Annotated in this window: 22 protein-coding genes and 1 pseudogene; 18 read left to right on the forward strand and 5 right to left on the reverse strand. The window is 45.8% G+C overall.

Annotated features, from left to right (window positions below):
* The first annotated feature begins 48 nt into the window (after nucleotides 1-48).
* From ABIE27_RS01975 to ABIE27_RS01995, 5 genes and pseudogenes are all read left to right on the forward strand, one after another.
* Nucleotides 49-315 (forward strand): hypothetical protein, encoded by a 267-nt coding sequence (locus tag ABIE27_RS01975; RefSeq protein WP_429349829.1) that lies wholly within the window; start codon nucleotides 49-51, stop codon nucleotides 313-315.
* 217 nt (nucleotides 316-532) lie between these two features.
* Nucleotides 533-1408, forward strand: a complete 876-nt coding sequence (locus tag ABIE27_RS01980) for an N-acetylmuramoyl-L-alanine amidase (protein ID WP_429349830.1) — start codon at nucleotides 533-535, stop codon at nucleotides 1406-1408.
* Nucleotides 1409-1753: a phage holin, LLH family gene (locus ABIE27_RS01985; RefSeq protein WP_429349831.1), complete on the forward strand. Its 345-nt coding sequence runs from the start codon at nucleotides 1409-1411 to the stop codon at nucleotides 1751-1753. It begins immediately after the preceding gene.
* A gap of 72 nt (nucleotides 1754-1825) precedes the next feature.
* Nucleotides 1826-2143 carry a hypothetical protein gene (locus ABIE27_RS01990; RefSeq protein ID WP_429349832.1) on the forward strand — a complete coding sequence of 106 codons (318 nt, stop codon included), beginning with the start codon at nucleotides 1826-1828 and terminating at the stop codon, nucleotides 2141-2143.
* A gap of 28 nt (nucleotides 2144-2171) precedes the next feature.
* Nucleotides 2172-2450, forward strand: a pseudogene (locus ABIE27_RS01995) (sigma-70 family RNA polymerase sigma factor); the annotation flags it as partial.
* Between the two features lie 423 nt (nucleotides 2451-2873).
* Here the strand turns inward: ABIE27_RS01995 and ABIE27_RS02000 are convergent.
* Nucleotides 2874-3443: a TetR/AcrR family transcriptional regulator gene (locus ABIE27_RS02000; protein ID WP_429349833.1), complete on the reverse strand. Its 570-nt coding sequence runs from the start codon at nucleotides 3441-3443 to the stop codon at nucleotides 2874-2876.
* Nucleotides 3444-3775: 332 nt separating this feature from the next.
* Here ABIE27_RS02000 and ABIE27_RS02005 point away from each other — a divergent pair, with 332 nt between their 5' ends.
* From ABIE27_RS02005 to ABIE27_RS02025, 5 genes are all read left to right on the forward strand, one after another.
* Nucleotides 3776-5209, forward strand: coding sequence for a 4-hydroxyphenylacetate 3-hydroxylase family protein (locus tag ABIE27_RS02005; protein WP_123062652.1), 1434 nt, complete (start codon nucleotides 3776-3778; stop codon nucleotides 5207-5209).
* Nucleotides 5210-5247: 38 nt separating this feature from the next.
* Nucleotides 5248-6405: an FMNH2-dependent alkanesulfonate monooxygenase gene (gene ssuD / locus ABIE27_RS02010; protein WP_123062651.1), complete on the forward strand. Its 1158-nt coding sequence runs from the start codon at nucleotides 5248-5250 to the stop codon at nucleotides 6403-6405.
* A 177-nt stretch (nucleotides 6406-6582) separates the two neighbouring features.
* Nucleotides 6583-7659, forward strand: coding sequence for a dimethylsulfone monooxygenase SfnG (gene sfnG, locus ABIE27_RS02015; protein WP_123062650.1), 1077 nt, complete (start codon nucleotides 6583-6585; stop codon nucleotides 7657-7659).
* A 95-nt stretch (nucleotides 7660-7754) separates the two neighbouring features.
* Nucleotides 7755-8960: an acyl-CoA dehydrogenase family protein gene (locus tag ABIE27_RS02020; RefSeq protein WP_429349834.1), complete on the forward strand. Its 1206-nt coding sequence runs from the start codon at nucleotides 7755-7757 to the stop codon at nucleotides 8958-8960.
* Between the two features lie 241 nt (nucleotides 8961-9201).
* Nucleotides 9202-10551, forward strand: coding sequence for an amino acid permease (locus ABIE27_RS02025; RefSeq protein ID WP_123062648.1), 1350 nt, complete (start codon nucleotides 9202-9204; stop codon nucleotides 10549-10551).
* A 142-nt stretch (nucleotides 10552-10693) separates the two neighbouring features.
* Here the strand turns inward: ABIE27_RS02025 and ABIE27_RS02030 are convergent, their stop codons facing one another.
* From ABIE27_RS02030 to ABIE27_RS02040, 3 genes are all read right to left on the reverse strand, one after another.
* Nucleotides 10694-11542: an alpha/beta fold hydrolase gene (locus ABIE27_RS02030; RefSeq protein WP_123062647.1), complete on the reverse strand. Its 849-nt coding sequence runs from the start codon at nucleotides 11540-11542 to the stop codon at nucleotides 10694-10696.
* A gap of 53 nt (nucleotides 11543-11595) precedes the next feature.
* Nucleotides 11596-12018 carry a MarR family winged helix-turn-helix transcriptional regulator gene (locus ABIE27_RS02035; protein ID WP_123062873.1) on the reverse strand — a complete coding sequence of 141 codons (423 nt, stop codon included), beginning with the start codon at nucleotides 12016-12018 and terminating at the stop codon, nucleotides 11596-11598.
* A gap of 139 nt (nucleotides 12019-12157) precedes the next feature.
* Nucleotides 12158-12784, reverse strand: coding sequence for a DUF421 domain-containing protein (locus tag ABIE27_RS02040; RefSeq protein ID WP_240036618.1), 627 nt, complete (start codon nucleotides 12782-12784; stop codon nucleotides 12158-12160).
* Between the two features lie 191 nt (nucleotides 12785-12975).
* On the opposite strand from ABIE27_RS02040, the gene rnhA reads away from it, so the two are divergent.
* From rnhA to ABIE27_RS02075, 7 genes are all read left to right on the forward strand, one after another.
* Nucleotides 12976-13629: a ribonuclease H gene (rnhA, locus tag ABIE27_RS02045; RefSeq protein ID WP_123062646.1), complete on the forward strand. Its 654-nt coding sequence runs from the start codon at nucleotides 12976-12978 to the stop codon at nucleotides 13627-13629.
* 213 nt (nucleotides 13630-13842) lie between these two features.
* A complete protein-coding gene (locus tag ABIE27_RS02050) occupies nucleotides 13843-14712 on the forward strand; it encodes an alpha/beta fold hydrolase (protein ID WP_123062645.1) in 870 nt (289 codons plus the stop codon).
* 412 nt (nucleotides 14713-15124) lie between these two features.
* Nucleotides 15125-16114: a serine/threonine protein kinase gene (locus ABIE27_RS02055; RefSeq protein ID WP_123062644.1), complete on the forward strand. Its 990-nt coding sequence runs from the start codon at nucleotides 15125-15127 to the stop codon at nucleotides 16112-16114.
* A 188-nt stretch (nucleotides 16115-16302) separates the two neighbouring features.
* Complete coding sequence (locus ABIE27_RS02060) at nucleotides 16303-16884, forward strand: hypothetical protein (RefSeq protein WP_123062643.1); 582 nt, start codon at nucleotides 16303-16305, stop codon at nucleotides 16882-16884.
* Nucleotides 16885-16929: 45 nt separating this feature from the next.
* Nucleotides 16930-17859, forward strand: coding sequence for a nucleotidyl transferase AbiEii/AbiGii toxin family protein (locus ABIE27_RS02065; RefSeq protein ID WP_429349835.1), 930 nt, complete (start codon nucleotides 16930-16932; stop codon nucleotides 17857-17859).
* Entirely contained in the window at nucleotides 17852-18292 is a 441-nt protein-coding gene (imm48, locus tag ABIE27_RS02070) for an Imm48 family immunity protein (RefSeq protein ID WP_123062642.1), read from the forward strand. The genes ABIE27_RS02065 and imm48 overlap by 8 nt, the downstream gene beginning before the upstream one ends.
* A gap of 19 nt (nucleotides 18293-18311) precedes the next feature.
* Nucleotides 18312-18851, forward strand: a complete 540-nt coding sequence (locus ABIE27_RS02075; RefSeq protein WP_123062870.1) for an RNA 2'-phosphotransferase — start codon at nucleotides 18312-18314, stop codon at nucleotides 18849-18851.
* A gap of 145 nt (nucleotides 18852-18996) precedes the next feature.
* On the opposite strand, the gene ABIE27_RS02080 is transcribed toward ABIE27_RS02075, so the two are convergent.
* Nucleotides 18997-19854 carry an SDR family oxidoreductase gene (locus ABIE27_RS02080; RefSeq protein ID WP_123062641.1) on the reverse strand — a complete coding sequence of 286 codons (858 nt, stop codon included), beginning with the start codon at nucleotides 19852-19854 and terminating at the stop codon, nucleotides 18997-18999.
* A gap of 566 nt (nucleotides 19855-20420) precedes the next feature.
* On the opposite strand from ABIE27_RS02080, the gene ABIE27_RS02085 reads away from it, so the two are divergent.
* On the forward strand, nucleotides 20421-20897 hold the full coding sequence (locus ABIE27_RS02085) for a DUF6790 family protein (protein WP_240036616.1): 477 nt from the start codon (nucleotides 20421-20423) through the stop codon (nucleotides 20895-20897).
* The last annotated feature ends 59 nt before the right edge of the window (nucleotides 20898-20956 follow it).

Genomic DNA, 20956 nt, shown 5'->3' on the forward strand with positions numbered 1-20956 from the left:
AGGACTCTGGGAAATCATCCCGGGTCCTTTTGTCATTGAGGTGACGATATGATTGAAATGGACGAGAACGAGTATCAGGAGTCGGCAGTATCCGACGACACCCTGTATCTCGTCTCTTTATTTTGCGGACCAGAAATAAGAGATAAACTGCTCTATCGGAGAGTGGACGATGTACGATATCCTACTAGAAATTTCACATGCAATAGTGAAGAACGGCCTCACGCTATCAACAGCGGGAACGGTCGTTTTTTTGATCTTGAAGCAACGGAAGATGAAAGCACGGCTGAAAAGATTCATACCTTGGATGTTTCATGACGACTCCGAAATCAAGCCATACATGCACAACCAGATGATCATTATGAAGAACCAAGAGATCATTATGAAGGGGATGGGACTGGAACCATGTGTGATCATTTTGAGCGAAAAACCGCAGGGCTCAGCGACCAACTTAAACAAATTTTACTCATCATCTTGGGCGATTACTACCTATGCCCGCATTGTAAAAAAATTAAGGAAACGGAGGGTTTATCCGATGGCAGAAAAGCTAGTAGTTCTTGACCCTGGACACGGCGGGAAAGATCCTGGCGCTTCTGGACCAACCAAGAAGAGGGAGAAAGACTTCACGCTGACGATGGCAATGAAAGTGGAAGATATCCTGAAAAGCATCCCCGGTATCACGGTCTCATTGACCAGAAGAACTGACGTATACATCGGGTTGAGTGACCGTGCAAAAGTGGCCAATCGAATGAAGGCTGATTTCTTTGTTTCGATTCATGCAAATTCATACCTGAGCACTTCACATGGATCGGAAACTTTTTATAAAAAAGACAACAGTAAATCGGCGGCTCAGATACTCAACAAAGCAATGGTGAGTGCATCCGGTTTATATGATCGCGGCGTGAAGTATGGAAATTTTGCTGTAGTCAGAGAAACGAAAATGCCCTCTGTGTTATTGGAGGTAGGATTCATATCAAACCCGGAGGAAGAGAAGCTGCTATTTGATCCTGCATTCCAGGACCGTGTAGCACTGGCAATAGCGAAGGGTATCTGTGATTACATGGGCGTGAAATTCGTTGTCCAACCAGAACCAGCGCCGGGCAAGCCTATTCCGGTATCGTATCCAATCATGGAAGTCACAGTTCATGCTGAGCCGGCACAGAAATTTGAAGGAATCAATGTGAGTGGCACAACATGGTTACCATCACGGCCCATCGGAGAGTATCTGGGAGGTAAGATCGGATACAAGAAGGGTCAGGTTACTATCAACGGCACGGCTGTGGAAACGATGAATATTGGTGGCACCGGTTATGTGCCGGCTCGTGCGCTTACTGAGAATGTGGGTGCTCGGCTGTTTTGGGGAAAAGAGAATCCAACAAAAGTAGATATCTACCCTAAGGAGGCGATTTAAATGTTAGAAACCATCTGGACATCATTTATCAATAAGATTGCAGCGGATCTGGTAACGGTGATTGTGAGTGTGTTGCTTGTATTGTATGCGATGATTAAAGCGAGAGTATTTTCATGGATCAAGAACGAGATGATACGCAAAGCTGCAGAAGAAGGGTTTGCACTGGTGGAGCAGAGATTCACGGATGCGTATAAAGAAGACAAGTTTGATCGCGCATTCGCCTACACCAGCGAAAAGCTAGCACGATGGAAAATTAAGATCCCGGATAAGGAAATTGAAGCAGCTATTGAAAAAGCCGTTGTTGATTACAACGCGAAAAAGGCTGGTGGCAAGGTTGCCAGCTAAAAGGAGAGGCCCTGCTATTGCGGCAGGGTCTTTTTGCTTTATACTGGGATAAAACGAACGGAGGTTCTGTTTATGCCATTACCTGCATCAACGCACGCTTTACAAATGGCTGGATATACGGCACGGTACATGCGCGAGAAAGGATACTGGGAAGATTGCACGCCTGATGATATCCTGAGACTGGCAGAATCCTATGCGGAGCTATCAGCGTGGCAGAAGTATGTATGGGCGCATTACAAGATGAATAACTACTATTATAGTCTGTATGATGTAGTGCAGCCGGAGGAAGGTCAGACAGCAGTGATCGTGGAGAGTGAAAAGAAGATGACGCGATATCGGTATCAGGATGGGAACTGGAACTACATGCAAGATGAGACTCCATTTGATTAATTGTTAACACGGATATGTACTTAGTGTTAATGAAATTACATTAATTGATATCCTCGGCACCGAGGCGGATGATGTGGTAGATCGCGTGCAACTGAAAATTGAGAAAAGCAAGATTTATCGTAATCTTGACATTTTGGATGATCGGGAGAAAGAAGTCGTCATTGGCCGCTTTGGCCTGGAAGCTGGCGGAGAAGAGCGCACGCAGCGCGAGATTGCCAAGGAGCTTGGCATTTCACGCAGTTATGTTTCGCGGATCGAGAAACGCGCGTTGATGAAGCTGTACCATGAGTTTTATAAGCAGAAATAGATGTGAACTAATGTATGTGTTTAAGATTAGAAGGGCGGCCTTTCGTTAGGAAGAAAGGTGGTCCTTTTTCGTATATGTATGCAATGCGACAGACTCATCACGTCAGGAGCTTTTCCCATGAATACTATTCCGGAATAAAGCCCCTGGGACGCTGGAGCGGATTGAGGCACAGGTGGATCAGACGGAGCTGTTTTGATATACCGATCATGGATCAGCTTTAAAAAAACGAAGATGTAACAGGAAAGGAATACGCGCGTCGGTTTACGCGATATAACGCAAGGAGGAAAAGTCCAATCTCTGAATCTCTGATACACTCCCATTATCGTAGGCAGTAGAAAAAACTACGTTTACTCATGATGGGGGTTCTTCCCATGTCCAAAAGAAGTTCATTTTTTGATGTAGTCAGGCTGCGTCAGGAATGGGTTAATGTGTTTCCTGACCCTGAGCACCCATCGCGGTGTACACACCTAGTCGGGCAAGGCGGGTAAGCTGCAAAGCCATATGATGGGGAGAGTAAATTTTGTTGTTTTCTAGCCATTTATGAATGATTCCGGTGGTGGAGAAGCTGAGATGATCCAGTAAAATGTCCAGCGGCACCTGAACCTTTTGATTTAGTCCGATTCGAGTTATCCGTTGGAAAAAGTGAACTTTAATCACCTCGTTCAACCTGGTACTGAAATTGCCAACAGGATTGATCAGCAGCATAACGCGGTAGAACTCATCATGTTCAAAGATGTGTTCAAACAAGACCTCAAAGATCGGGTCAGGCTCGGCAAATGAGGGAAGCACATCGATGGCAGCACCACGTTCCTTGAGCACATCGTCCAGCAACTGGAATTTCTCGTTTACAATGGTATCCAGCAAATCCTCCTTGTCTATAAAGTGGGCATAGAACGTTGAGCGGTTGATGTTGGCTTGTTCTGCGATGTCTACGACACTGATATCCGGGTAATTTTGCTTCGCCATAATGGTCAAAAAGGCTTCGGAGATCATGACACGAGTTCTGTGAATTCTTCGGTCTATGCTTCGGGATTCATTCACTTATATCACCTCGAATACAACAAATTGGGATGAATTGTTGGTTAAACAACACCGTCTAGATCCGTATTTAATAAGTCTATGGGAATGAGCTTACAATTCAGCCACCTCCAGATGAAGCCAAATTGTAGTTTATTTTGACGTTGCCCAACAGATCAAGGATTAGTGTTTGGTAACCGTCAAAACTTGGATGATTGATTGTTGCACTCCAATGGATATTAGCTATGATAAACAATAAAACAAAGCAAATCAATCGGAAAAATAAAATTTGAGCAAGGGGTGATATTTTGAGGGGAGACACTTTCATTTCCAGTCTGAAGGATGGACGATGTGTCTGGCTCGAGGGGCAGCAGGTCAGGAATATTTCTGAGCATGCGGCTTTTAAAGGCACGCTGTCCACCATCAGGCAGCTGTTTAACATGCTCGATGATCCTCTTCAACGGAAGCAGGTAGGCTTTGCTCCCGATGGACAGGAACGATACGTACACAGCTCATTTCTCATTCCGTATACAGCAGCCGAGCTGAACAAGCGCAGTCAGTCCTTTGCGGTCTGGTCTTCTAGTACCAGTGGCATGATGAGCCGGTTATCTGACTATGCCCGTTCCATAATCACCGGGTGGTATGCTGCCCGGCACGAATTATCCGAACTGGACCCGCGATTCGTGGACAAAATCAGTACCTATTACCACGAGGCCAGAGACCGAGACCTCTTTCTGACGACAGCGATCATTGATCCCCAGATTGATCGTTCCAGCGGGCTGGATGATCAGCGGATCGCCGAGCGATTTCTCCATGTGGTGAAGGAAACTTCTGAAGGCATTGTGGTCAGGGGAGCCAAAATGATTGCAACGGGTGCACCGTATACGCATGATTTTCTCATCTTTTCGTTTCTGCAATTTCAGACCCGGCATCAGAAACATGCTCATGTCCTGATCGTACCCGCGAATTCACCAGGACTGCATATTGTGTGCAGGGAGTCGTTTGCTGATGCCCGAGAACGCAACCATCCACTCAGTGCACGATACGATGAGATGGATGCCGTCCTTTTTTTCGATGATGTTCTGATTCCTTGGGAAAGGGTGCTTCTCTACGGAGATTCTGACAAGGTGCTGAAACTTCGCGGGAACCGTACGGCCAATGGACTGGCATTTCACCAAAATGTCGTGCGCTTTGTAGCCAAGCTGGAATTTGTCACAGGGGTGGCGTTTGCGGTGGCTGAGTCGATTGGCGTAACCGGATTTCTGCATATTCAAGAGAAACTGGGGGAGCTGCTGACACAGATTGACGTGATCAAGGCACTGATTATTGCAGCGGAGGCCAAAGCCGTGCCTGATGCGGCAGGCGTGCTCGTTCCTGATCTAACGTATGTGGAGACGGCGCGAAATTTGGGAACCAAATATTATCCACGGGCTGTCGAGATACTTCAACAAGTTGGCGCAGGTGGCTTTGTTCAGACTCCTTCCGGGATTGAGGACTTCTACGGTCCGATATCCGAACTTATGCATTTGTATTTTGAAGGTGCTGCAGTAAGTGCTGAGAAAAAAGTGGAGCTGTTCAAGCTGGCCTGGGATCTAATCGGCAGTCCGCTCGGCGCAAGACATCTTTTATATGAAAAGTTTTATGCAGGTGATCCGATCCGTGGCCTTGCATCCCATTACGTTCGACATGACAAATCGTCGTTAACAGCTCCTGTCTGGAAGCTGATTCAAGAGAAAAGCTAGAGCAGGATAGCCATCATATGAGCAGGAGGAGAGAAAAAATGGAATTGTTTTGGTTTATCCCGACACATGGGGACGGAAGATTTCTGGGCACCCGAGAAGGCGCCAGGGCAGTGACCTACCACTATTGCAAGCAGGTAGCACAAGCTGCCGATGAGCTTGGGTTTGCCGGAGTGTTGCTGCCTACGGGAAAATCATGTGAAGACGCCTGGATTGTTGCTTCCTCGCTGGTATCGGTAACGGACAAGCTGAAATTTCTGGTCGCTGCCCGTCCAGGGCTGATGCTGCCTACCACGGCGGCACGAATGGCGAGCACATTGGACCGATTTTCCAAAGGGAGATTGCTGATCAATGTCGTAGCCGGAGGTGACCCGATCGAGCTTGAGGGAGACGGGGTATTCCTGGGTCATGATGAGCGCTACGAATTAACAGATGAATTTCTAACGATATGGCGCAAGGAACTGGCTGGAGAAGAAGTCAATTTTGACGGCAAATATTTAAAGGTCCACGGCGGAGCGGTTCTGTATCCGACCATTCAGAAGCCTTATCCTCCGCTTTATTTTGGAGGCTCCTCTGATGCTGCCATGGAGGTGGCATCAGAGCATGTGGATGTATACCTGACTTGGGGTGAGCCACCAGATCAGGTAGAGGCCAAGATCAACCGAATGCGAGAGCTTGCTGCCAAAAAGGGAAGAAGTTTGCGCTTTGGCATCCGGCTTCATGTCATCGTTCGTCCAACCGCAGAAGAGGCCTGGCAGGCCGCGAATGACCTGATCGCTCATCTGGATGAAGAAACCATTGCTTCAGCCCAGAAGATCTATGCTCGCATGGATTCCGTCGGTCAACAGCGAATGGCCAGACTGCATAACGGGGATCGTTCCAATCTGGAAATCAGCCCGAATCTGTGGGCAGGCATTGGACTGGTCAGAGGCGGTGCCGGTACAGCGCTTGTAGGCGATCCCGACCAGGTTGCAGAGAGAATGAGGGAGTACGAGGCATTGGGTATTGAAACCTTCATTATGTCGGGGTACCCGCATCTGGAAGAAGCCTACCGTACTGCCGAGCTGTTGTTCCCAAAGCTGAATTATGCACAGTATGGGAACAACGGTGAACGTTCATTTATCAGTCCTTTTGGTGAGATGATCGCCAATAATACCCTTCCTGATCATGTGGTAAAAACGCCTGCAGCTTCCAAATGATGCCGTCTGCTTTTTGCGTTATCTTCATTGAAAACATCATATTTTCTGGCCGATTAGACGAACTAAAGGCACTTCACATGTATAAGGTTGAAGGTGTCTTTTTTTGTTGCATTTAGCTCCGGTAGAGAGGGTCCTGGCCCTTGACTATAATTCATTCCATTGAAGAGGTGATTTAAGATGTCCATGCAATTTGCGTATTGGGTTCCTAATGTAAGTGGGGGTTTGGTTATCTCCAGCATCCCGCAAAAAACAGGCTGGTCATTCGAGGATAACGCGAGGTATGCCAGAATCGCAGAAGAGGCGGGCTTTGATTATGCGTTATTGCAAACCAGATTTATGGCCAGCTACGGGGCTGAAAATCAACTGGAAGCCATTGCTCTTGCCTCTGCACTCGCGGTAGTTACAGATCGCTTGAAACTGATAGCGGCCATATTGCCAGGATTATGGCATCCCGGTCCAGTAGCAAAAGCGATTACGACGATTGACCATATCAGCCAAGGACGGGTTGCCGTAAATATTGTCAGCGGCTGGTTCAAGGGTGAATTTCATGGATTCGGAGAACCGTGGCTGGACCATAACGAGCGATATCGTCGCTCCGAAGAGTTTATTCGTGTGCTGAAGGAGTTGTGGACGCAAGACAAAGCTAATCACCAGGGTGACTTTTACCGTATTCATGAAGCGCCACACAAACCCAAACCGGTTGCAGTTCCCCCTGTGTTTCAGGGAGGAAATTCGGCGGCTGCACGCGACATGGCTGCACGAGTCTCGGATTGGTATTTCATGAACGGGAATACCATTGATGGTTTCCGTTCCCAGATCGAGGATGTGACCGAGCGGGCGGCGTCCTATAATCGCAAGCTGCGATTCGGAGTCAATGCATTTGCCATCGTGCGGGATACGGAAGAAGAAGCAGTGGAGGTACTGCGTCAGATTATTCGATATGCTGATCCTGAGGCCGTGGAGGGTTTTCGCAGTCAGGTTCAATTTGCAGGCAAAGCCTCCCCTGAACAGGAGGGAATGTGGTCGAATTCCAATTTTGACGACCTGGTGCAATATAATGACGGGTTCAAAACAGGCTTGATTGGTACTCCCGAGCAGGTGGCAGACCGCATCATTGCGTTGAAAAAGATTGGAGTAGACCTCGTTCTGATCGGCTTTCTTCATTACGATGAGGATATTCAGGCTTTCGGTGAGAAGGTCATCCCGCTGGTTAAAGAGAAGGAGGCTGCGCTAAGCCGGGTTACAGCTACCTGAGCAGAACATTGATTTTAATAGATGGAATGGATGGGTACATCTGTATTCGTGTTATTGAGGGGTAATCCCTATTTTAATTAGAGGAGAGATGACATATGAGTATTCAAGCAAAGACGATTCACACCCAGCCTGACTATGAGCAATTGAGAGCTGAAATCCGGGGCATTGTCGACGAAGTCATTAAACCACGTGCGGAACTGATCGACCGTGAGGGTCGGTTCCCGCGTGAGAATCTGTCCGCGCTTGCCGAGACCGGGTGGAATGGCGTGCTGATTCCCGAGCGCTTCGACGGACGCGGCCTGGATCACGTTGCCTTTGCGATTGCGGCAGAAGAAATTGCCAAGGGATGCCCTTCGACTTCACTGGTGTATGTCATGCATGTTGGAGCCGTTCAGACGATAGCCCTCTACGGAAATGAGGATCAGAAGAAGCGCTGGCTAAAGCCGGTACGCAATGGGGCCATTGGTACGTACTCTACTAGCGAGCGTGCTTCGGGAGGTCACTGGTGGTTTAATTTCAGCGAGGCCTCCCGAGACGGAGATGATTACATTCTGAATGCCGAAAAGTCGTTCACGACAAGTTCGGGACAAGCTGATTTTTATGTAACCCAGACCCGCACGCCAGGAGCACAAACTCCAACAGATGTGAGCTTTTTCCTTGTCGATGGGCAACTGGAAGGCATTACTTCGGGGATATGGGATGCACTTGGTGTTCGAGGAAACCATAGTGGCCCGATCACGTACGAGGGCGTCCGGATTGCTGCTAGGGATAAGCTCGGTACGGAGGGACAGGGACGCGAAATTCTGGAAAGTGGTGTATCCCCCGTATATCTGATTGGCCTGGGCTCCACCTGGCTTGGAGTTGCCGAGGCAGCTCTTGAGGCTGCATCCGAGTATGTGAAGGGTATGGTTCATCGGGACTTTAACAAGCGTTTGGCTGATTACCAGATCATCCGCCAGCAGTTGGCTGAGGTGAAGGTGCTGATCTCCAGCTTGAAGCCATGGCAGTTATCTCTTGCGAGGCAGCTGGACGAACTTCAGGCACAGGGCAGACCGCAAGTCGAGCTGTTCCTGCCGCTGGTTGAATTCAAAATTCATGCTGCAGAAGTTGCTAATAAAGCGACCAAAGCAGCGCTGGATGTTACCGGAGGTTATGGTTATAAAAAAGGCGTGTTTGAACGCCTCTTCCGTGATGCACGTGCAGGCATCGCCATGGGTCCCTCCAACAACATCGCCAGAGAGTGGATTGGCAAATCTCTGGTTGGTTTGCCGCTGGAGCTATGGTACGAGGGAGGGGATTAATTCCCGCAAGAAACTAAAAAATGTTAGGACTTCAAAGCTGCTGTCTGTATCAAACAGGCGGCAGCTTGTTTACATTCTATTGGCTCCGATGCGAATTGTGGTCATACACGTTTTGAAATCTGCTTCATGATAAAATAATCAAAAAGTAATGATAGGTATTCAGCGAAGATTATTATATATTAGATGGTATATTATTTTTGCATCACAGAGAGCATGCGCAGAAAGAGAGTGGTGGTGTACCATGCAGGAAGAAACGTTGACAAGAGGATTAAAGAACAGGCATGTGCAGCTAATGGCGATTGGAGGGGCGATCGGAACAGGGTTGTTTCTCGGAGCGGGCAAAACGATTCAACTCACCGGCCCATCGATCCTGCTCGCATATATCATTACAGGTGTCGTATTATTCCTCATTATGAGAGCACTTGGAGAGTTGTTGCTGAGCAATCTGCAGTACCACTCCTTTGTGGATTTCGTGCGTGATTACCTGGGAAATATGGCGGCGTTTATTACGGGGTGGACGTATTGGTTCTGCTGGATATCCATCGCGATGGCGGATATTACTGCTGTTGGTTTATACACGCAGTTCTGGTTTCCGAACGTACCACAATGGATGCCGGGACTGATTGCCTTGGTGATTTTGCTAGGGATGAATTTGGCTACGGTCAAGCTGTTTGGGGAGATGGAGTTTTGGTTTGCCTTGATTAAAGTCATCGCTATACTGGCACTTATCGTGGTTGGTTTGTATATGATCTTTACAGGTTTTACAACGGATCAGGGTGCTGCAAGCTTTACTAACCTCTGGAGCCACGGGGGCTGGTTTCCGAATGGAATGCATGGTTTCATCATCTCATTTCAGATGGTCGTGTTTGCGTTTGTAGGCATGGAACTGGTGGGGTTGACCGCAGGGGAGACGGAAAATCCGGAAAAAGTCATTCCCAAAGCCATTAATCAGATTCCTATTCGGGTATTGCTTTTCTATGTGGGTGCTTTGTTGATTATTATGAGCATCTATCCATGGAATGCGATTGTGCCAACGGAAAGCCCGTTTGTACAGGTATTTGCAGCGGTAGGTATTGCGGCAGCAGCCGGAGTGGTTAATTTTGTCGTGCTGACATCGGCGGCATCTGCATGTAACAGTGCGATTTTCAGTACAAGCCGTATGGTATATTCCATGGCCAAAGACCGAAATGCACCCGAATCCTTTGCGCGTGTTAACAATAGAAAGGTTCCAGCCAATGCGCTTTTTTTCTCCACCGTTGTGATCTTTATCGCGATTGTGCTGAACTACATCATGCCCGAAGGGGTTTTCACACTGGTTACCAGTGTGTCAACGGTATGTTTTATATTTGTCTGGGGAATCATGGTGATCTGTCATCTGCGATATAAGCGCACTCAGCCTGACCTGGCACGTCAAAGTCGGTTCAGACTGCCGCTCTATCCTTTTTCCAATATATTCATTCTGGTGTTTCTGACCTTTGTGGTCATTGTATTGGCGCTCGCAGACGATACAAGAGTGGCGTTGTTTGTAACACCCGTGTGGTTCCTGATCGTCTCAGTTATTTATATGATCAAGAAAAGAGCGAAGCAGTAAGGGGAAATGTACCTTTTATTTAAAGCAGATAAACCGATGGAGAATAAGAACTAAAGAACTAAGGACATAAAGAATTTAAGAATTATTGAAGTAAGGAACGAGAAAAAGAAAGAGCAATCTCCAAGGAGGTTGCTCTTTTCTCTCATCCCGTTTTTTTATCTGAATAATTGGAATCAAGCCACTCCAGAATCACATCTACGGCTTCTTTATATCGCTGACCCACAAGCAGACCTGTATGTGTTGTATCCCAAAGCCCGGCATAACTGGACCCTAGTTGCTTCGCGGTTAATTGCCCTCTTTGATCCTCGTCCTCAGACAACACAGCTTTAATCACGAGACTGGGACAAGTAATCAGACTCCCATCGATGGAAAGCCCTTTTGCTCCACAGAGGGCTGAAAAGGTTCGAAATGCTTTTGCCGATTCCATTTGCAGATAGTGGCGTTGAAAAGCGATATCCTCTGAGGTTTCATCGATCGTTTCGTTCTCCTCGCGTAAAGGTGCGGGCATGATGATTCCTGGTTCTATTCGATCCACCAAGGGGTAAGGGAGGGCATCATGAACTTCTCTGCTGATACTGGTGTCGATGATAATTAAACCTGCCAGGTCAGCGGTTTCCGCAATCTTTTGGCTGAGTATGCCTCCCATGCTGAAGCCCACCACTATAAAAGGTTCATCAAGCAGAGACAGTACCTCACGAATGTCCTCCAAATAATTCTCCACCGATATTTGAGTCATGTCCATCACCCGGCTTCTATAGTGGCTTCTGAGATTCATTGCATAACAAGTCCATCCATGCTCTACAAAGTGGGGGATATACTTACTCCACATCCAGCTGCCTGTGTATGCCCCGTGAACCAATAACAGCGGAGGATGAGTGCTCATCGTTGTCGTGCCTGATCCTTGATTTGGCTTGTAAACTTCAACGTGAAGTTCATGTTTACCGATTCGCTCTACCTCATGTTCAGGTAAATATTGTGTGTAATCTATCATATAAATCCTCCTCGGGAATTTAGTTTGATATAAAACTATTAATCCAAAAAAAATTAAAAGTTATCGTGTATTTTGATCAGAATGCGAAGCAGTTCATTTTTCTCATCGTCTGTAACGCCCGTATAGAAGGTGTCCAGCAATCGCTGTGAAATATTCTCGAAAATCGGTTGTAATGCTTCGCCTTTGGGTGTTAAAGCTACATGGAGGATGCGTGAATCAGTTGCATCTCGCTCTTTGGCGACGTATCCGGTTCGCACCAATTTATCCACAAGTGCGGTTACCGTCGATTTATCTTTGCGAATGTTCTTTGCAATCTCCGCCATGGTCAACCGCTGATGATTGTAAAGTGCGTAGATGATATCTCCATGAGATGTAGCGAGATCGTGAATGCCCTGTGCCGCCATTTCGGTCAAAATAAAACGACTGGTTTTCTCTTTAATTTTGGATATAAGTGAAACAGCATCTCTTGTTTTCATATTTGTAATATAATTTGATATCAAACTAATGTCAAGTGACTCATTCAAATTGATATAGGCCGCCCTGGTTTGAGCGATAGAGATATGGCTTACCAGGGTGTGATCTATTATCGCTTTTTTTATAAAGCAAGCAGTGTATTTATTGAAGTTTGGGATTAATGGGGTGAGTGTGGTCTCCCTTGATGACCTCTTCGAAAATGTCAGTCGAATTCGTACTCGTCTTTGTGGGTTGGCTTTTACTGATCTTTTGCTGTTGAACCGTATCAGGTTTAGTTGTAATGGTGTAATTACGCAAAATCTCTTCCAGATCGCTAACGGTCACTGGACGAGCGTGACGTTTCAGGACATATCCGAGTTGCCCGTTAGGTTCGACCGTGGCTGTCTGCAAATCCTCTATACTATTAATTCCTGCCTGTCTTAAATGCATCTCTAGCTGATCCATCGTATACCGCATTCGTTTCAGATTCGGAATGATGACTTTACCATCCTCCACAACGACCTTGGAGCGTCCGCTCATTATCTGTTCAAAAAAGTTAAATTTCATTTGTAGTTGCTCTACGATGAGCAATGTTACAATAAACACGGCTGCGGAGCCAATCGCTTTCCCTAATTCATGGTTGGCAATCGGCTGTACAATCGTTGTTCCAATGGAGATCATAATAACGGTTGTTGCAACACTCATTTGAGAGATCGATTTGCGACCTGCGATTCGCAGCAGGATCATACCAATGAGAACAAGTAAGACGGATTTCCAGATCCAATCCATGCACAACATCCTTTCTCTTCCGGTGTGTGTACTCTGTTTATTAGAATGTTCTGGAATGAGAGGGAGTATACCCACTTCATCCGTTCTGGTTATACTCTGTTCTGACGCTGAGGCCCATAACAAACTTTCATTTTAACCACTTCTTCGTTTACAATAGGGTATTGATGCAGTAAACAAAGGAGCGGTTACGCATGGCAAAGCAGAAATATTACGTGGTATGGGAAGGGAAGCAACCCGGCGTATATGATACTTGGGCGGCGTGCAAAGCACAGACAGATCAATATGCCGGAGCCAAATATAAATCATATGAGTCCAAGGAAGCTGCCGAAGCGGCTTATCGTGCTGGCTGGAAGGGGAACTGGGGTTCAAGCGCAGGTGGCGCTTCCAAGTCGAGACCCGGTAGTAGCGGGCGAAGTGCCGGGATGGAGACATCCGAGGAGATAGACTATGATAGCATCTCTGTTGATGTAGGCACACGAGGCAACCCAGGACCAGTAGAATACAAAGGTGTGGATACTCGCACAGGTGAGGTGCTTTTTTCCGTCGGGCCGATATCAAAAGGCACCAATAATTTGGGGGAATTTCTGGCGATTGTGCATGCGCTGGCATATCTCAAAAAAGAAGGTAGTAACAAAACGGTCTACACCGATTCGGTCAATGCGATGAAATGGCTGAAACAAAAAAAAGTTGCGACAACACTGCCACGTGACAACTCAACGGAAGAAATCTGGTTAATGATTGACCGGGCGGAGCAGTGGCTTCGCACGAATACGTACACCAATAAAGTGCTCAAATGGCAGACAAAACAGTGGGGCGAGATCAAGGCAGATTACGGTCGGAAGTGATACTTCCACTTGAGTTTAAAAAAGATAAGCTCGTCTATTAGAAACGATATTTACAATTTCCAATTTCCATTCTATAATCATCAGCATATGATAAGTCGCACATATGGAGGAGCCTGTCATTTTTCACAGGCCCTCTTTATCTTTTTGGGCCGGGAATATCCGGATTTTGATCACTGGAATAGGTGAGATGAGTACACATTGCAGGAGGCAGACATGAGTTCCATTTATAAAAGTGAAGAAGGCAAGAGCAGTATTCTGGAAGAATACGAAATTTATTTGAGTGAGCTGGGTGAAGGATTTACAAGAGAGTATGTGGAGACACGTTTTGGGAAAACACATGTGTTGCTGACTGGGCCGGAAGATGGTAAGCCGTTATTTATTCTTCAGGGTGGCAATTGTGTGAATCCGATGACCCTGTCCTGGTTCTCTTCCTTATTTCAATCCTATCGGATTATTGCGCCGGATACGATTGGCCATCCCGGGTACAGCGAGGAAACGAGCATTTCAGCTCGTTTTGACAGCTTGGCGATGTGGGTATCCGATCTGCTGGATCATTACGATATTGAACAAAGTGCGTTCATTGGTCCTTCATTTGGCGGCGGCATCATTCTGAGATTAGCTACTTATATTCCGGAACGTATTGCGTGCTCAGTACTGGTAGCTCCCGCGGGTCTTGCTGTCAACTCCAGAATGAAAACCGCTCATGATATTACACTTCCACTCGTTAAGTATCGTATGACTTCTTCGCCAGCTTCTTTGCAAAAGATTACGGATAACCTGTCATGCCATTGTATGAAGGAAGCGGATAAAAACTTGATCGGCAAAATATTCAAATATGTCAGCCTGGAGCAGGATCTGCCCAAACTCGCAGAGCGAGAAGAACTTGAAAATTATACCTCGCCTACATTACTTCTAGTGGGGGAGAAGGATGTCTTTTTCCCAGGGGATAAGTGTATTGACCGTGCTCAGAAAATTATTCCGAATGTACAGGCGATCAAATATGATACAGGTCACTTCCCTTCTGAGGATGTACTAAGAGAGATGAATGAGGAGATTCAGCAATTTTTAAATAAGCACTATTAGAAGCATCGTATTTCGAAGATCAAATAGTTAATAAAAAACGATGACATCAATGCTTAGCATAGGAACATGGGGCAGTTCGTATTTTTACGAACAAATTAACGAAACTGCCCCTTTTGTCGATACTATGTATAGAAGAGTGCTTACATCTTTTATATAGAAAACGGAAGCTTGAACGAATTTGCACTTTCCGCGAAAAAAATGTTTCAAACAGTGGTGTATGGTTTATAAAGATGGTTAGCGATGAACTGATAACTGGTTTGATTCATTTTGCGAAGTGTTTAAGGATCAATTACACAGTCATCTATATAAGTTGAACATCTCTTTTACACGTTAACGGAGAGGACTGTGTAAAATCTTTAGTTCAACTTATATAGCAAGTCTTCCGATCGACAAGGTTGAAAAGAGGTTTGGGATGAGAAAAAATAACTGGAATATGGCTTTGCAACGCAATGTCATTTTGAATGATACATATCAGGTAAGACAGGTATTAACTAACAGTGAATTAGCGATTGTGTATGTTGGGCGGAATCGGCATACAGGTGCGAAAGTCGCTATAAAGGAATTTTTCCCCCATCGGATTGCTGCACGTCAGACGGATAAGCGCAGTGTATATTGTGCATCCCGAGGATATGGCGGGCAATTCCATGAACTGTTATCTGCATTTCTTCAGGAGGGTGAGTTGTTGTCATCTCTTAACCATCCTCACATTATTACATATGTGGATCATTTCGAGGCCAATGATACGGGATATCTGATCACAGAATATTGTACCGGCATGATCTTGACCGATTATTTACAGGAACGTAACCATGCATTGCAGCCCGAGTTTATTACCGATACGCTGCTGCCGCTGGTGGATACGCTGGATTATATTCATAAACAAGGCATTCTCCACCGGGATGTCAAACCTTCCAATGTCATGGTGATGGAGGATGGATCGCCCAAATTGCTGGACTTTGGTGCAGCTGTGCGCTGGCCGATGCAGACCGGAGCAAAACAGGCGATTTTCACCTCTAAAGGGTATTCGCCGCTTGAATTTTATTCCGAGAAAGCGGTTCAGGGACCGATGTCAGATATCTATAGTCTGTCCGCCTTGCTTCATTACTGGACTTGTGGTCAGCCGCCCATGGATGTGAAGCAACGTTTATTCCAAGATGAATTGCCATCCGTGCGCAAGCACAATGAATATGTCAATCCGTGGCTTGCCCGAGTAATTCATTGGGGACTTATGGTGCGTTCGGAGAAGCGCTGTACCTCTCTGTTTTGGGTGAGAAGATCGCTTCGCATTCAGGCCTTGGTGTGGAAGGTTCGCAAACCAGGTATGATGGAGTGGATGCATGAGAAAAATGAGCACACCCAGGTCTATGAGTCAGAGCCGAAGAAGCAGCATGAGACGGCCTGACCGTGGTGAGTTTCAATGAAAGTGGAGCAAGACTGTGCTGCGTATGTAGCTGTGGTGTTTAAATGAGACCAAATCGACTCTATCTGCAGAGAAGATTTGGTTTTTTTACTATTTTGGGTTTTACTATAATAAAGGTAGATTTAATTTAATTTAGCATAAGCACGTTGGAGGAAAGAGGGTTATAACAAATGGAGTTTGAATTTCATGTTACCCTAAGTGACCTGAGCCCGCAAGAAACGCAAACTTTTATCCGTGTCTGTGACGAAGAGAACGTAAAACCGGTCCTGATCGAACTTGATCAGGGAGAGCACATCCATCAACCGATGATTACGGGCATTGTCCATAGCGAGTATTTTCAGGATGTACAGCGTGTCATTGAAGAGATTTCAATAACGTTTAGGAATAACGGGTTTACTGTGGTACGGATCAAAGTGGAGATACCGGCCAGGGAGGAACGGTTTTTTAAACAACCGATGGTGCCTCAGTCCAGACCTTATTTTGAGTGGCATGGTAAGGTTCAAGTCGAAGATGTGAATAGGCTGAAGCATATATTTGCGGGGACAGAGGGACATATCTCCCGTAATTCGCTCCATAAGGATGGCAGTATAAGGTTTGTGACTGTGCGAGAATATGAACATGCGGATCACTTTTATGACAGTGTGGAAGAGATTCATACCATTTTGCAATCTAACCAGATAGAACTTCTCAAACAACAATATGAACTGTGTATATATGATAGTCGGGAAGAATTGGATCGGGGCTGGATCTGATTGAATCTGCCTGATCCGTTTAAGATGAAGAATGGGGGAAGAATTGTGACGGGGAACGGGAATGAGATACCGATGCATCGCTTCAATGAAGAAGAGAGACTGATTGTTGTATTGGAAGCTCTATTGAAACGGGCTACGCTAGTCAATTCATCTTTTATTTTGAAAGGCAGCCTGTTAACGAGACAATATTTGGAGAACCAAAGTTTGCGACATGTAGAGGATATTGATTTTTTGTATAAAGGTACGATTGAACACGCGGATCAGGCCAAGCAGATTTTTACGGATTGGATGATTCAGGTGACTGAACTTGATCTGAACGACGGGATTCATTTTCGCAGCTTTCGGGAGAATCCTTTCTGGCGTGAGATTGACTATGCAATGGACGAGGACTTTCCGACAGTGAATACGGATATTGCTTATGCCATTCAGAGTGAATCCAGTGAAGGGAATCGGTATGAGGACGAGCTTTTTCTCGACGTTTCATTCAACCTGAAGCTGGATGCGGAGCCTGTCCCGTTAAACTATCAGCCGTTACGGGGAGAGTCTTTTGTAGTACCGTGGACTGTACCGCTCTCCACTCAAGTGGCTTGGAAGCTGCATCAGACGATTGTGAGGCCCAGATTCAAGGATCTCTATGATTTGCAATATTTAGTATCGCACATGTTGTATGACAGGCAGGCTGTGGATGAAACGCTGCAGACGCTTGTAAACGAATGCAGCATGTCGCATTGGATTACAACGGAAGATATGAAGAAAATACTAGTAGAAGATCTGCGTGCATTATATCGCGATCTGGAAAATGACGATCAACTGAAACAGCTCGCTGGTGACCGGTTGCCCGATGTTTATTTTATGGAAGTGGCGACCCGTTTGCGGAAAGCAATGAATCATGCGGGCATTCATCAGGAAGCTTTCAAACACCTGCCGTCCCCAACATGGAATAAAGCACAGAACGGAGAATGTGAATATGAATGATTTTATGAACACGGATGATAAGAATGATGTTATTTTGGGCGCGGCAGCCCATGAACTGGAACAGATGGTGGATCAGGTCTGCGAACTGATTGGCACACCACTCGCAGAAACGACGGAACTGCAACGTCAAGTGCTTGCCGCTTTTGGTTTTGGTGCGGTATACAGCATTACTCATCGTGACCGTTTGGCCGAACCCCAGGCTCATGCACTGAGCATCCGAATGTTGACCAAGCCATTCAACTACAGTGAACAGCAGGCGGTTGATTTTGCTGACGACCTGATTCGTGTTGCATCCAATGAAGAGGCTCATCCAGTGATGAATACGATTATTCATCGCGGTATTAATGGACATATCCAGTTTACACAGGAGGATCACGAAGCTCTTGCTCGTAACATTCAGGAGATTATGGCGGCAGTTCAGCAACAAGGATAGATGAGAGAAGGTGAGAGACATCGACTACATGAAATTAAGTAAAGAGCTTTCCTATGCATTGAGACATGCACCATGGGAATACGAGCTTGAGCTGGATGAAGAGGGATGGGTAGAGATGTCACAACTGCTCGTCGCTTTGCACGAAAGCCCGGGGTGGCGGAATGTAACAGAAAATGACCTGGAACATATGATTGCAGTTTCGGAGAAAAAAAGGCACGAGATCAATGCTGGACGAATTCGTGCACTTTATGGTCATTCCACACCGCAAAAAATATCCAAAATAGCTACACAACCTCCCGAATTGTTGTATCACGGTACACCCGTACATGCTGTGTCCTCCATCATGGAGCACGGTTTGCAACCACGGCAACGGCAGTATGTGCATCTATCGGCTGATATGGATACGGCACGTCAAGTTGGACAAAGGCGAGATGATCAGCCTGTCATTCTGCGCATTCAGGCCGGGCAGGCCGCACGTGAAGGTATTCTTTTTTACCATGGCAACGAGAGTATTTGGCTGGCTGATGTGATCCCTGTGCGCTATATTGAGCAAGATTAATGGATTAGTGAAAGCAATCATGTGTAAGGTTTGTTCGAATCTATTCATAATATACACGAAAAGGGCTGTTCCCCGTCATCTGTTGACGTATGGAACAACCCTTTTTCTATATCCTGTATGTTAATGCGATGGCAACATGACGAATTTATTTACCTAAAATGGCTTTAAAACCTTCGCTTAACGGTTGAGCCGGACGTCCAAGCAATGTTTCCAGTGCATCGCTCTCGACAGCCAGTGCGCCCTGGCGAATCGCGCTTTGCATTTCAACCAGCATGGATACAACAAAGTCAGGCAAACCTGCACCTTTCATGATGTCCGCATAAGCCGCATCGTCGACATTTTGTACGTTAATCTCCTGCTCTAACACTTCACCAGCAATGGCAGCAAGCTCAGCTTGTGTGCGCAGTTTACCAGACAATTCATAGACCTTATTCTCATGTCCTTCGCCTGCAAGTACAGTAGCAGCTGCTTCAGCATAATCAAGTCGAGTAGCCCAGCCAACCTGGCTATCATTCGTTGCATGTACCCAAGGAGCACCATGTGTTGCGGCTTGTACACTGCCAGCTTCATTTTCAAGGTACCAATTGTTACGCAGGAACGTATAAGGGATGCCGGACTCACGAATTGCTTGTTCTGTCTTGCGGTGTACCTCAGCAAGGGATAGCGGGTTATGCTCGGCGTTGACTACACTTGTATAAGCGATATAACCGACACCTGCTTTTTTGGCAGCTTGAACAGCAGTCTGGTGCTGACGGATACGTGTTTCGTTATCACCGTCTGTGGAGATCAGTAGTAACCGATCTACACCAGCGAAGGCTTTCTCCAGCGTTTCCGGCTGATCGAAATCCCCTTGACGAACGTCTACACCTTGGGAGCGCAATGCTTCTGCTTTTTCAGGTGAACGCACACTAACAGCCAAGTCTGTTGCAGTGTTTGTCTTCAACAACGCGTCAACAACCAGTGAACCAAGTTTACCTGTAGCGCCTGTAACTAACAATTTCATTTTGTTTCCTCCTAAAATGTGGTTTGCAACATTTGCATCGTTAGCAGCTTCATTGTCACTATTGAACAATCGTGTATGTACAGCGCACCTATGGGGTATTAAGGCAATACCACTTCCAAGGAGTGGCTGTGGATGTGTGAAACGAAAGTGTATATCTATGTAACTATAATAGTTACATGAATAAGTGTTGTCAATTTTTATTATTTTTAAAGATGACTAAAGTAATCTGAATATATGGGTAAAAAGAATCAACCAATGGTTATTAAAATTTTTTTGAGGTTGAAATAAATGAGTGGTGGTTCTTTTGGAGTGTTAAAAAAGAAACATTTATTGGTTTATTATGTGTAAAAATGGTATTTAAGTCCCGATAATTTCAAGTTAAATAGAACTAGGTATGATAGATTCATTGCGTATAAGAGAAGAAAAATGTAAAAACCTTCGACAAAATAGAAAATTATGTACGAATTGACAAATGTAAAAGCAATTATATAATGTGGTTATCTACAAATTAATTCATTTAGTTACAAATGATTCCAAAATAACAAATTGGCAGGAGTGAAACAGCGATGTGGTTTTTGGTTCTATGGTTATTTGGGCTTATTTCAGGAACGATTCATCTTTGGATGCTCGGTTTCCCTGGCGAAATGAGCGAGATTAGCAGAGTGTTATTGCTTCATCAGTTTGTGGTTACATTTGGACTTGTAGGTGTTATTGGTTACGTGGTTAACATTGCTAGAGCAGAACAGACAGCCAAAATGCTAGGTTGGCCAGGAGGACCGTTTCAGGTCAAATATGGATTCTCGCAAGTCGGACTTGGCGTTATGGGCATTATGGCAATCTGGTTTCAAGGGAACTTCTGGGTCGGTGTATTGGTTACGATGTACATATATGGTTTGAGTGGTCTGTGGTCACATACTTATGTCATGATCAAAAATCGCAAGGCAGATGGGGACAGTATCGGCAATTTGATTATGGATGTTGTCTATCAAACGTTTATCACGGTTCTTTCCGTATGGGCTGGCGGCATCTGGGTAATGAGCTAAACAGGGACTGGATTTATGACAACACAGCTTGAATCTCAATTAATGAATGAGGTGTGGTC

Origin of the sequence: Paenibacillus sp. 4624, assembly GCF_050435065.1 — a bacterium.
In the GTDB taxonomy this organism is placed as follows: Bacteria; Bacillota; Bacilli; order Paenibacillales; family Paenibacillaceae; genus Paenibacillus; species Paenibacillus amylolyticus_D.